The organism is Silicimonas algicola, from assembly GCF_003148765.1.
Lineage (GTDB): Bacteria > Pseudomonadota > Alphaproteobacteria > Rhodobacterales > Rhodobacteraceae > Silicimonas > Silicimonas algicola.
In genome coordinates, this window is the sequence record NZ_QGGV01000006.1 from 81,405 (window position 1) to 93,693 (window position 12,289).

General features: G+C 64.5%; 11 protein-coding genes and 1 pseudogene. 4 read left to right on the forward strand and 8 right to left on the reverse strand.

The genetic code is table 11. The annotated features are described in order from the left end of the window. Positions 1-4: 4 nt before the first annotated feature. From C8D95_RS22075 to cysG, 4 genes and pseudogenes are all read right to left on the reverse strand, one after another. A pseudogene (locus C8D95_RS22075) lies at positions 5-724 on the reverse strand (phosphoadenylyl-sulfate reductase); the annotation flags it as partial. Further along, positions 714-2,384, reverse strand: coding sequence for a nitrite/sulfite reductase (locus C8D95_RS13795; protein ID WP_109759775.1), 1,671 nt, complete (start codon positions 2,382-2,384; stop codon positions 714-716). The gene C8D95_RS13795 and the pseudogene C8D95_RS22075, both read right to left, overlap by 11 nt. 1 nt (position 2,385) lies before the next feature. Then, positions 2,386-2,700, reverse strand: coding sequence for a DUF2849 domain-containing protein (locus C8D95_RS13800; protein ID WP_109759776.1), 315 nt, complete (start codon positions 2,698-2,700; stop codon positions 2,386-2,388). Beyond that, positions 2,697-4,082, reverse strand: a complete 1,386-nt coding sequence (gene cysG, locus C8D95_RS13805) for a siroheme synthase CysG (protein ID WP_109759777.1) — start codon at positions 4,080-4,082, stop codon at positions 2,697-2,699. The genes C8D95_RS13800 and cysG overlap by 4 nt, the downstream gene beginning before the upstream one ends. 136 nt (positions 4,083-4,218) lie before the next feature. Between cysG and C8D95_RS13810 the strand changes: the two genes are divergently transcribed. After that, positions 4,219-4,680 carry an Lrp/AsnC family transcriptional regulator gene (locus C8D95_RS13810; RefSeq protein WP_109759778.1) on the forward strand — a complete coding sequence of 154 codons (462 nt, stop codon included), beginning with the start codon at positions 4,219-4,221 and terminating at the stop codon, positions 4,678-4,680. On the opposite strand, the gene C8D95_RS13815 is transcribed toward C8D95_RS13810, so the two are convergent. After that, a complete protein-coding gene (locus C8D95_RS13815; protein WP_241239701.1) occupies positions 4,652-5,884 on the reverse strand; it encodes a cytochrome P450 in 1,233 nt (410 codons plus the stop codon). The two genes, C8D95_RS13810 and C8D95_RS13815, sit on opposite strands and share 29 nt — an antisense overlap. 150 nt (positions 5,885-6,034) lie before the next feature. Here C8D95_RS13815 and C8D95_RS13820 point away from each other — a divergent pair, with 150 nt between their 5' ends. The 3 genes from C8D95_RS13820 (at position 6,035) to C8D95_RS13830 (ending at position 8,338) form a co-directional block, all read left to right on the forward strand. After that, a complete protein-coding gene (locus C8D95_RS13820) occupies positions 6,035-7,060 on the forward strand; it encodes a DUF808 domain-containing protein (protein WP_109759780.1) in 1,026 nt (341 codons plus the stop codon). Positions 7,061-7,197: 137 nt separating this feature from the next. Next, positions 7,198-7,818, forward strand: a complete 621-nt coding sequence (locus C8D95_RS13825; RefSeq protein WP_146203002.1) for a VPLPA-CTERM sorting domain-containing protein — start codon at positions 7,198-7,200, stop codon at positions 7,816-7,818. 193 nt (positions 7,819-8,011) lie between these two features. Beyond that, positions 8,012-8,338 (forward strand): VPLPA-CTERM sorting domain-containing protein, encoded by a 327-nt coding sequence (locus tag C8D95_RS13830; RefSeq protein WP_109759782.1) that lies wholly within the window; start codon positions 8,012-8,014, stop codon positions 8,336-8,338. Between the two features lie 57 nt (positions 8,339-8,395). On the opposite strand, the gene C8D95_RS13835 is transcribed toward C8D95_RS13830, so the two are convergent. The 3 genes from C8D95_RS13835 to C8D95_RS13845 all read right to left on the reverse strand — a co-directional run bounded on the left by C8D95_RS13835 (position 8,396) and on the right by C8D95_RS13845 (position 12,286). After that, positions 8,396-10,012: an ABC transporter ATP-binding protein gene (locus tag C8D95_RS13835; RefSeq protein ID WP_109759783.1), complete on the reverse strand. Its 1,617-nt coding sequence runs from the start codon at positions 10,010-10,012 to the stop codon at positions 8,396-8,398. Then, on the reverse strand, positions 10,009-11,118 hold the full coding sequence (locus tag C8D95_RS13840) for an ABC transporter permease (RefSeq protein ID WP_109759931.1): 1,110 nt from the start codon (positions 11,116-11,118) through the stop codon (positions 10,009-10,011). Before C8D95_RS13840 ends, C8D95_RS13835 begins: the two co-directional genes overlap by 4 nt. 79 nt (positions 11,119-11,197) lie before the next feature. Continuing rightward, positions 11,198-12,286, reverse strand: a complete 1,089-nt coding sequence (locus C8D95_RS13845) for a microcin C ABC transporter permease YejB (RefSeq protein WP_109759784.1) — start codon at positions 12,284-12,286, stop codon at positions 11,198-11,200. Positions 12,287-12,289: the final 3 nt, after the last annotated feature.

The following is a 12,289-nucleotide window of genomic DNA, read 5'->3' on the forward strand; positions in this document are numbered from 1 at the left end:
GGGGGCCGCGCACGACCTTGCCGTTGACGAAGTGGATGCCGCACTCCTCTTTCTCGCTACCCCGCCAGCGTCCGGCGCGCGGGTCCTCGCCCTTGGCGACCTTGCTCGTGCAGGGCGCGCATCCGATGGACGGATATCCCTGGGCCACCAAGGGGTGCCGGGGCAGGCGGTTGTTCAGCATGTATTCCTGAACGTCGCCCGGCGCCCAGTGGGTCAGGGGGTTGATCTTGATCCGCACCCGAAGCTCGGCCTCGAAGAATTCGAGGTCTGTCCGCCGACCGCCCTGATAGCGCTTGCGGCCGGTGATCCAGGCGTCGAAGCCCTTCAGCGCCTCGTGGAGGGGCGCCGTCTTGCGCAGCGCGCAGCAGGCGTCTGTGTCGGTCCGGTGCAGGAGTCCCTGCGGGTCGCGAACGGCTGCCTCCTCCGGGTCGGGACGGATGATGCGAACGTCGGTCAGACCCAGCCGTTCCGCGACGCTTTGCTGATAGTCCAGCGTTTCGGGGAACAGCATCTCGGTGTCGAGAAAGAGGATCGGCGTCGCCGGGTTCGCGACGGCCACCATGTGCAGGAGCACGACGGATTCGGCGCCGAAGGACGACACGAGCGCCGTGCGCCCGACCTGCGGATCGGTGAGAGCGTGCTTCAGCACGTCCGCCGCCGAGTGGTGCGCATAGCACCGGTTCAGGTCGATGACCCGGCTCGGCAGGGTTCCGTCAGGCCGCATCGGCCGTTTCCTTCTCGGGGTACAGCGCGGCCTTGAACGGATCTGGCCCGAGGCGGCGATAGGCGGCGAGGAAGGTCTCGCCCGCATCCTCGCGGTTCTCGAGGTAGGCGCCGACGAGCCGCTCGATGGCCGGGACGATCTCGTCTGCCGGAAAACCCGGCCCGGCGCGCTCGCCGATCACTGCCGTCTCGGTGTGATCGCCGCCGAGCGTGATCTGGTAGTTCTCGACGCCTGCACGGTCCAGTCCGAGGATGCCGATGTGGCCGACGTGGTGGTGGCCGCAGGCGTTGATGCAGCCCGAGATCTTGATCTTGAGCGGCCCGATCTCGTGCTCGAGCTTCAGCTCGTCGAAGCGCGTCGCGATCTCCTGTGCGATCGGGATCGACCGCGCGGTGGCGAGCGCGCAGTAATCCATGCCGGGGCAGGCGATGATGTCCGAGATCAGACCCACGTTCGCCGTGGCCAGTCCGGCTTCGCGCAGCGTCGCGTAAACCTTGGGTAGGTCCGACTTGTGGACGTGCGGAAGGATGACGTTCTGCTCGTGGCTTATGCGCAGCTCGTCGTGGCCGTAGGTTTCGGCCAGATCGGCGAGAACGCGCATCTGATCCGAGGTCGCATCGCCGGGCGTCGCCCCGTGGGCCTTCAGCGAGACGGTCACGATGCAATAGCCCTCGGCCCGGTGCGACGCGAGGTTGGTGTCGGTGAAAGCCCGGAAGGCCGGGTTCGCCAGACGAGCGGCGTTGAAGTTTTCGAACGTCGCGGTGCGGAACTCGGGCGCGGCGAAGGATTGTTCGATCCGGGCAAGAAGCTCCTGATCCGCGCCTCCGAACTCGCCGCGCAATTGTTCGAATTGGTCCTCGACCCGTGCGCGGAACTCCTCGATGCCGGTCTCGGAAACCGTGATCTTGATGCGGGCCTTGTACTTGTTGTCGCGCCGACCAAGCAGGTTGTAGACGCTCACGATGGCTTCGAGATAGGGCAGCAGGTCCTCTTGCGGGAGGAAGTCGCGGATGACTTCGCCGATCATCGGTGTGCGGCCCAGACCGCCGCCCACGATGACCTCGAACCCGCCGACGCCGACCTCGTTCCGCACCATCCTCAGCCCGATGTCGTGCGCCTTCGTGACGGCGCGGTCGTTCGGGCTGCCGGTGACGGCGATCTTGAACTTTCGGGGCAAGAACTGGAATTCCGGGTGGTCCGTAGACCATTGCCGGATCAGCTCGGCCACCGGGCGCGGGTCGGCGATCTCGTCGCCGGCAGCGCCCGCGAAATGGTCTGCCGTCACGTTGCGTATGGTGTTCCCGCTGGTCTGGATTGCGTGCATGCCAACGTCTGCCAGCGCGTCCAGCATGTCTGGCACGTCCTGCAGCTTCGGCCAGTTGTACTGGATGTTCTGCCGCGTGGTGAAGTGGCCATAACCCTTGTCCCAACGGTCGGCGATGAGTGCCAACTGGCGCATCTGCCGCGAGTTGAGCGTCCCATAGGGGATCGCCACGCGCAGCATGTAGGCGTGAAGCTGGAGGTAGAGGCCGTTCATTAGGCGCAGGGGACGGAACTCGTCCTCGGTCAGGCTGCCGTCGATGCGGCGCTCGACCTGGGCGCGGAACTGGGCCACGCGTTCGCGGACGAAGGCTTCGTCGAATTCGGTGTAGTGGTACATCTTACAGTCCTCGGCTGGCGTCGGCCTGCTTGCCGTGCCGGTAGTTGGAGGGTCCGCGCGTGCGGAACGCTTCGCGGAAGTGCGTGGGCGCCGGGCCCTCCGCCGTGGCCTTTGCGTCGACGAGGTAGGCGCCGACGACCTCGTGTCCCTGCGACAGCGCGTGGATCAGGCGATCCTCGGCGACGGCCTCGTCCTCGATCAGCTCTGCTTCCGCCATGTCGCGGGTCCAGCGGTCGTCGGCGGTCAGCCAGACGGCGTCTCCATCGAGAAGCGCGTTTGCGGCGACGACCTTGGGGGTAAAGGGACGGCGGCTCATAGCGCGATCTCCTCTGGCAGTTGGATGGCGGCAGCGTCGCGAGGCGCGAGGCCGTAGAGCATGAGGGCGGGGCCTTCGAGGAGGGCTGCGTCCTCGGGCAGGGTGCGGAGGCGTGCGGCGATCACGCGCTGGTCGGGACGCGAGGCGTTCTCGACGAGGGTTACCGGCGTCTCGGGATCGGCGCCGTGCATCATCAGCCGACCCTGAAGAAAGCGCGAGGCCTTCTTGCCCATGTAGATAGCGGCGACCTCGCCCGGCTGGGCCAGCGTCCGCCAGTCCTGGTCGGCGTAGCCCTGGACATCGTGACCCGTGACGAAGCGAACCGACGAGTTGCGCCCGCGACGTGTGAGGCTCTGGCCGATGGCAGCGACCGAAGCCGAGGCAGCGGTAATGCCGGGGACGACGGCGAACGATACGCCAGCCATCTCGCAGGCCTCGATTTCCTCGTCGAGGCGGCCAAAGATCGTGGCGTCGCCCGCTTTCAAGCGAACGACATGGTGCCCGTCGAGCGCATGGCGCACGATCGTGGCGTCGATCTCGTCCTGCGGGGTCGAGGGACCGAAGCCTTCCTTGCCGGCGTCGACGATGATCGCCTCGCGCCGCGCGAGCTCGAGGATGGCCGGTGTCACAAGCCGGTCGTGGATCACCACGTCAGCTTCGTGCAGGGCGCGGCGGGCCTTCAGCGTCAGAAGCTCGGGGTCACCCGGACCTGCGCCGACGAAGGTGACGTGTCCCTCACGAGCGCTCCGTTTCAGGTGGTCCGCGAGAAGGTCGTCAAGCGTCTCGGGAAGCGCTGCCTCACCGTTGCTGTCAAAGGCTCGGGGGCCGGCGGCGAAATAGTAGTCGGACCAGAACTCACGGCGCGCGGGGCCGTGCGGCAGGGCGTCGGCCGCGCTGCGGAACGCCTTGCCGATCCGGGCGAGGATGCCGAGCGAACGGGGCAGCCGTTCCTCGAGGTCCGCCTTGATGGCGCGGGCCAGAACTGGGGCTGCGCCTTCTGTGCCGATGGCGACGGTGACCGGATCGCGGTCGACGATGGCGGGCGTGATGAAATCCGAATTCTCGAGGTTGTCGACGTGATTGACGAGGACGCCTTCGACGCGGGCGATGTCCGCGACCCGGCGATCCTCGGCCTCGTCGTCGGACGCGGCATAGACAAGGGCGCTGCCGGTGGCGTCTCCTTCGGCGAAGGCGCGGCGCCGCAGAGTGATCTGGCCCTCGTTCGCCCAGCTTTCCACGGTTTCGTCGGGCGAGGACGCGAAGACCACGATCCGGGCTTCTGTCTTGAGCAGCAAGCGCAGCTTGGCGACAGCGGCTTCACCGCCGCCGGCGACGACGACGGTGCGATCCACGAGGGAAAGGAAGATGGGGAAGTGCTTCATGGCGAATTGCTCCGGGCTTGTCCTAGATTATAGGATTTCGTCCCGATAAATGGCAGTATGAGGTTGCGGATAAGAACAAATGTTCTAGATGTTCGTCCTATCGGAACGAATTTCGCCCAATCGAAGGATCACGGGAATGGCGGCGCGGATCGACGAACTGGACCGGAAAATCCTGCGCGAGTTGCAGCGGGACGCAAGCCAGTCGCTAGACGACATAGCGAAGACCGTCGGGTCTTCCAAGACCCCGGTCTGGAACAGGATTCGCAAGATGCGCGACTCGGGGATCGTGGGTCGCCAGACGGCGATCCTGGATCCCGAGAAGCTGGGGTTCGAAGCCTGTTTCTTCGTCCTGATCCGCACCTCCGAACACGAGGCCGAATGGCAGGCGAAGTTCCTCAAGGCGCTTCGGTCGCGTCCCGAGGTGCTGGAGGCGCACCGGCTGGCGGGCGACATCGACTATATCCTGAAGGTCCGGGTGCGAAACGCGCGCGCCTATGACGAGTTCTATCAGGCGCTGATCTCGGAGGTCCGGATCTACAACGTCACCGCTCTGCTCTCGATGGAAGAGATCAAGTCGACGACGGATTTGCCGGTCTGACCTCGACCACAAGACGCTCGTAGCCGTGGAAGTGGTAGGCGTCGGCGAATTGCGGCGGCTCGGTCACCTTCAGACCCGGGCAACGCGCGAACAGGATCGGCAGCGCGATCTGCATTTCCAGACGCGCGAGCGACGCGCCGATGCAGACATGGATGCCCGAACCGAACGCCAGGTGCTGACGTCGCGCGCGGAGCGGATCGAAGCGGTCGCCGTCGGGCCACACCGCATCGTCGCGGCTGGCCGAGGCAAGGAGGCAGCCGATCTCGTCGCCGGCGTGAAACGTCACGCCCTCGATGTCGACGGGTTTGTAGACGTAGCGGCTGAACATGTGGAGCGGCGGATCGAAGCGCAGGCACTCCTCGACGGTGCCTTCGATCTGGCCGGGCTCCAGCACCAGTCCTCGGTCGGGATGGTCCGCAAGCCGTGCCACCGCGTTGCCAAGCGAGTGCACCGTCGCCTCGTGCCCGGCATTGAGCAGGAGGATCACGGTCGAGATCAACTCATCCGAACTCAGACCCACGCCCTTGGACTCGAGCGACAGAATCTCGCTCAGGAAGTCGTCTCCCGGCTTCTTGCGCCTTTCGGAGATGACCTCGGCGAGGAAATCCCGGAACTCCGCAGCCGCCACGCCCGCCGCGTGTTCGATCTCGGGGTTCCGCCGCGCCTGGTACATCGCCACCATGTCGTTCGACCAGGCCTGAAGCTGCGCCGCCATGTCGTCCGCCAGCCCGAAGAACCGGGTCACGACGAGCGCCGGCAGGGGACGCGCGTAGGCCTCCAGCACATCGAAAGGGCCTGACGGGAAAGCGTCGATGAGGGCGTCCGAGATGCGGCTGACTTCCGGCGCCATTCGCGCGAGGCTCGCACGTCCGAAACCCTGCATGGCGATCCGACGGATGCGCGTGTGTTGCGGCGGCTCGAGTTCCAGGAGCGAATGGCGCTCGACCGCGTAGAAGGGCTCCAACGGCGGCGTGACCTGGGGCCGCCGGTCGGGAGGAACCTCGCGCCCCATCCCGGGATGGCGCAGGACGGTCGAGACGGCGGCTTGGGTCGTGGCCATCGCCCGGTCGTATTCCGTCCACCAGACAAGGGGACCAAGGGCCCTCAGCTTTCGATAGAATGGGTAAGGGTTCTGGATGAACGCAGGATCGCGCGGATCCTGCGACACCATTGGCAGATCTGGATGAGGACGCAGTCCGGCCATCGCGGGTATTGAATCATCGCAATCGCAGCCGATGCAATGCTGACTTTTCGACAGGTGGATGAGGCCCATCTTCCTGCGCCGGGCTTGAGGCGTAGGCTGCCCTGTGCAACACCCTTCGGAACAAACGAGACCTTGGGGACTTGCCACGCCATGAGCGGACTTCTTGCCCTTCTCGACGACGTTGCGGCCATCGCGAAACTTGCGGCGACGCAGGTCGACGATCTGGCAGCTCAGGCCACCAAGGTAGGGGCGAAAGTCGGGGCCACGGTCCTCGACGACGCGGCGAAGGCCGGAAGCAAGGCGGCGGGCGTGGTCATCGACGACGCGGCGGTGACGCCGAAGTATGTCACCGGCCTGCCGGCCGCGCGCGAACTGCCAATCATCTGGAAGATCGCGCGGGCGTCCTTCTTCAACAAGCTGGTCATCCTGCTGCCCGTGGCTCTTCTTCTCGACAACTTCCTGCCCTGGCTTGTCACGCCGCTTCTGATGCTCGGCGGCTCGTACCTGTGTTTCGAGGGCGCCGAGAAGATCTGGCACTGGCTTCATCCCCACCCCGAGAGCCATGCGCAGGCGGCCGAGGTCATCGACGCCGCGCATCTCGAGGAACAAAGGGTCAAGGGCGCGATCAAGACGGACTTCATCCTGTCCGCCGAGATCATGACGATCTCGCTCGCCGCCGTGGAAAGCGACAGTTGGGTCACGGCCGGCCTGATCCTTGCCATGGTCGCAATCGGGATCACGGCGCTGGTCTATGGCGCGGTCGCGATCCTGGTGAAGATGGACGACGTGGGGCTCAGGCTGTCCCAGATCGGGCGGCTTGCGTTCACCCGCAGCTTCGGGCGCGGGCTGGTGAAGTTCATGCCCACGCTCATGCGATTGATCTCGATCGTCGGCACTGCCGCGATGCTCTGGGTCGGCGGAAACATCATGGTCCACGGCGCGGACACACTCGGGTGGCATTGGCCCTACGCAACCATTCATCACTGGGCGGAGCTCGCCGCTCACGCCGTCGGACGTGCCGAAGGCGCGGTGGCCTGGAGCGTGACCGCCGCCGTCGATGGCGTGATCGGCCTATGCTGGGGTCTCATCCTGATGCCGGTCGTATCGAAGCTGATCGTGCCGCTGGCCTCCGGTTTGTTCCCCGAGAAGAATACGGTTCCCGCCGCCGGGCACTGAGGCCAAGAGAACCGGCGACAGATCGCTGTCGATGTGCTAAGGTCAGCACTGTAATCGCTGCCAGAACGGCCGGCTCCCGCATGATCGGAAATGCCATGGCTCGTCTTTCAGCTTTTATCTTCCTATCCCTTTTCTCAATGTCGCCGACCTCGGCAGCCACCTTGTCGTTCAATGGCCTTGCGACGGCTCCCGCCGGCGTGACCATCGAGGCGGCCCGCGTCGTCGATGGCCGCGTCGTGCAGGGGTACGACAGTCTCAGCACCTCCCGATCCCGCGGCATGGGAGTCGTGGGGGCAGGGGACACGGGAGAGGCCGACGGAACGGACCAGATCGACTCCTACGACGGCGAGGACGTCATCGTCTTCCGCTTCGACCGTCCTGTGCGGCTCGAGCGGATCGACTTCGCCCTGATCGACTGGTGGGACCGCTTCGACCTCTACATCGGCGACGAGGCTGCGCTTCAGCGACCCTACAAGGCCGACGATCTTTCAGGCTACGATTGGGTCAGTTCGATCGCGGTCGACGGCAGCCCGGTCGCGCGCACATTCGCCGTGGCGGCCTCGCGCTACCAGTCCTGCGGATATGCGATCGGAGAGGGTCACGCCTGCTGGTGGGAGAACTCGGCTTTCCGCCTCACCGGGCTTCGATTCTCGGATGTCGAACCCGATGCGGTGCCTCTGCCCTCCTCTTTCGCCTTGTCGATTGGGGGACTGGCTGCGCTCGTACTGCTGCGGAGAAGACACATTTTCCAAGGGTGAACAGGAGATTCTGTTCGTGAAGAAAGTGTAAAGAAGCGGCCCCTCCGGCATTGTTTCGACTGGCTCCACATTGCCTTTGTTTTGTCGGCTTCTCTTTGGCGTTTGCCACTTTTCTGCTATCTTTCCATTTGCACAAAGCGTGCCTCGTGTACCGGCGAGATGTTCGTCGGATTGTTGTTTGGGGGATTAGTGTATGAAGAAAACGCTTATGCTCGCAGCCGTTTTTGCGGTTGTCGGCGGGACGTCCATGGCGGCGCCCTATAGTGGCGGTTTCAGTTTCCGTGATCACAAGGTGCCGTCCGTGCACGCCAAGATCGCGATTATCTGGAACCATCTCCAGGAGCGTCGTGCCCAGGTCATCGCCATCGGTTCGGACTGCGAATGCTGGTTCGGCCGTTGCGAAGAAGGCCCGGGCGAAGGTGGTGGCAGCGGCGAGACTCCCGAAGTCCCGCTTCCGGCCGCTGGCTTCCTGCTTCTCGGTGGTCTGGGCGGTCTCGCCGTCCTGAAGCGCCGCAAGTAAGACGCGACCTACAGACCTGGAAAGGGCGGCTTCGGCCGCCTTTTCTGTTGCCGGGAGTCAGCCTCTGACCGACCCTGCAAGTGCGGCAGCCATCAACTCACGCGTGTATTCGGTCTTGGGGTCGTCGAAGATCTCGGCGGCGTCGCCTGCTTCGACGACGTCGCCTCGCTTCATCACCATGACCTTGTGGCTAAGTGCCCGCACGACTTTCAGGTCGTGGCTGATGAACAGGTAAGCCAGCCGGTATTTTCGTTGAAGCTCGCGCAGAAGCTGCACGATCTGGACCTGCACTGTCATGTCGAGCGCACTCGTCGGCTCGTCCAGCACCACCAGACGAGGCCGCAGGATCATGGCGCGCGCGATGGCGATACGCTGGCGCTGCCCGCCCGAGAATTCGTGGGGATAGCGATGCATGGTCAGGGGGTCGAGCCCGACCTCGGCCATGATCTCGGCCACCATCTCGCGCCGGTCGCGACCCTTCTCGACACCGTGGACGGTCAGGCCTTCCGAGATGATCTCTTCGATGGTCATGCGCGGGCTGAGGGAGCCGTAGGGGTCCTGGAAGACGATCTGCATCTCCGCGCGCAGGGGGCGCATGGAGCGCCCCGACAGGCCCTGAATATCCTGCCCGAGGAATGCGATACGCCCGTCGGACGAGATGAGCCGCATGATGGCCAGCGCCAGCGTCGTCTTTCCCGAGCCGCTTTCGCCGACGATCCCGAGCGTCTCGCCCTCGCGGACGGAAAGCGTGGCGTCGTTGACGGCTTTCACATATCCAACCGTGCGCTTCAGAAGTCCGCGCTGGATCGGGAACCAAATCTTCAGGTGTTCGGTCCCGGCCACGACCTCGGCACCCTCGGGGACCGGATCGGGATGGCCGGTGTTTTCGGCCGACAGGAGCCGCTGCGTGTAGGGGTGCCGAGGGTTCGAGAAAATGTCCCGCGTCAGACCCTGTTCGACGATGAGACCATCCTTCATCACCACGACGCGGTCGGCGATCTTGCGCACGATCCCCAGGTCGTGGGTGATGAAGAGCATGGACATGCCTTCCGACGCCTTGAGTTCGGCCAGTAGGTCGAGGATCTGCGCCTGGATGGTTACGTCGAGTGCGGTGGTCGGCTCGTCGGCGATCAGCAGTTCCGGCCCGTTCGCCAGAGCCATCGCGATCATCACTCGCTGACGCTGACCTCCCGACAACTGGTGGGGATAGGCGGTCAGCCGGCTTTCAGGGTCCTGGATGCCCACGCGCGTCAGAAGTTCGAGGATCCGCGTCCGCGCCGGGCGGCCGGACAGGCCCTGGTGCAGGAGGAGAGACTCAGCAAGCTGCTTTTCCAGCGTGTGAAGCGGATTGAGCGACGTCATCGGCTCCTGGAAGATGAAGCTGATGTCGTTGCCGCGCACGCGCCTCAGGTCGGGCTCGGATGCGTTCGACAGGTTGGTGCCGTTGAACCAGATCGGCCCGCCCGAAATCTCGGCATTGTCGCCCAGAAGGCTGACCGTGGACAGCGCCGTGACCGACTTGCCGGACCCGGACTCGCCCACCAGCGCCACCGTCTCGCCCTTGCCGACGGTGAAGCTCACGCCCTTCACCGCCTCGATCAGCTGCCCGTCCTGACGGAAGGACACCCGAAGGTCCTGCACGTCGAGCACGGTCGACGGGTCGGGCGCGCTCACTGAAAGGTCTTCCTGGGATCGAAGGCATCGCGCACGCCTTCGAAGATGAAGACGAGAAGCGACAGCATGACGGTGAACACCGTGAAGGCCGTGAAGGCCAGCCAGGGCGCCTGGAGGTTCTGCTTGGCCTGAAGCGTCAGCTCTCCAAGAGAGGGCGCCGACGAGGGGAGGCCATAGCCCAGGAAGTCGAGGCCCGCGAGGGTGCCGATGGTGCCGGTGATCAGGAAAGGCATCAGGGTCAGCGTGGCCACCATGGCGTTCGGCAGCATGTGGCGGAACATGATCGTCCGGTCCGACACGCCAAGCGCCTTCGCGGCGCGGACGTATTCGAAGTTGCGCGCGCGCAGGAACTCGGCGCGGACCACGCCGACGAGCGACGGCCAGCCGAACAGCACCATGATGAAGACCAGAAGCCAGAAACTTCGCCCAAGGATCGCGAAGAGGATGATGATGACGTAGAGCTGCGGTGTGGACCCCCAGATCTCGAGGATGCGCTGGAAGATCAGGTCCAGCTTGCCGCCGAAGTAGCCTTGGGTCGCTCCCGCGATGATGCCGATGAGGGAGGCCGCGGAGGTGACGATCAGGGTGAAGAGGATCGACAGGCGGAAGCCGTAGATCACCCGCGCCAGCACGTCGCGCTTGGTGTTGTCGGTGCCGAGGAGGTTGAATTCATCGGGCGGCGACGGGGCTGCGCCGCGGATGTCGACGATGGTGTCATAGCTGTAGGGGATCGGTGGCCACAGCATCCAACCCTCGTCGACCGGCTGGCCCAGTGCCGTGCCTTTCGTCTCGATCTCCACGAGGATCGCTTCGGGGTCGTCGTAGCAGTCCTCGATCCCACCCGACACGATCAGGCATTTGACGTCGCCGAAGGCATAGTCCGCTTCGATCCTCAGGTCCCCTCCGAAGGCCGTCTCGGGATAGAATTTGAAGATCGGCGTGTAGTACTCGCCCTGGTATTTCACCAGGAGGGGTTTGTCGTTGGCAATGAACTCGGCGAAGAGGCTCACTCCGAAGAGGACGGCGAAGATCCAGAGCGACCAGTACGCCCGACGGTTGCGGGTGAAGTTGCGCCAGCGGCGTTGGTTCAGGGGCGACAGCCACATCCGCCTGCGGCGCGGCACGACGATCGGCGCAGGATGCTCGGGTCCCGGCGCGCCCGGTGTCAGGTCCTTCACCGCCACCTCAGACCTCCCGCGCTTCGAAGTCGATCCGGGGGTCCACGAAGACGTACATCAGGTCCGAGAGGATGCCGACGACGAGGCCCATCAGGCCGAACGCGAAAAGTGTGCCGAAGATGACGGGATAGTCCCGGGCCACTGCCGCCTCGAAGCCGAGGCGCCCGATGCCGTCCAGCGAGAAGATCGTCTCGATGATCAGCGAGCCGCCGAAGAAGATGCCGATGAAGGCGGCCGGAAAGCCCGCGATGACGATCAGCATCGCGTTGCGGAACACATGGCCATACAGAATACGCCCCTCGGACAGGCCCTTTGCCTTGGCTGTGATGACGTATTGCTTCTTGATCTCGTCGAGGAAGCTGTTCTTCGTCAGCAGCGTCGAGAAGGTGAAGGCCGAAATCATCAGCGCCAACATCGGCAGGATGAGGTGCCAGAAATAGTCCACGACCTTGCCGAAGAGTGAAAGCTGCTCCCAGTTGTCCGAGGTCAGGCCCCTCAGCGGGAACCACTGGAAATAGGTCCCGCCCGCGAAGAGGACGAGGAGGAGGATGGCGAAGAGGAATCCCGGGATGGCATAGGCCGCGACCAGAACCGCCGAGGTCCAGGTGTCGAAGGTCGATCCGTCGCGGACGGCTTTGCGTATCCCGAGCGGAATCGAGATCATGTAGGCCAGCACCGTCGACCAGAGACCGAGCGAGATCGAGACGGGCAACTTCTCGAGGACGAGGTCCACCACGCTGATCGACCGGAAGTAGCTTTCGCCGAAGTCGAAGTGCAGGTAGTCCCAGATCATCTGAAGGAAGCGCTGCCAGGCGGGCTTGTCGAAGCCGAACTGCCTCTCGAGATCCTCGATGAATTCCTTGGGCAGACCACGTGCGCCGATATAGCCGGAATCGACCGAATCCAGCGCCTGCGTGGTCACGTCGCCGCTGCCGCCCGAGATCGTCTCGAAAACGTCCCCCGAGCCCTCGATGCGAGCGAGCAACTGCTCGATGGGGCCGCCAGGTACGAACTGCGTCAGGACGAAGTTGATGAGCATGATCCCGAACAGCGTCGGGATCACCAGAAGCAGCCGTCTGAGGATATAGGCGCCCATGTC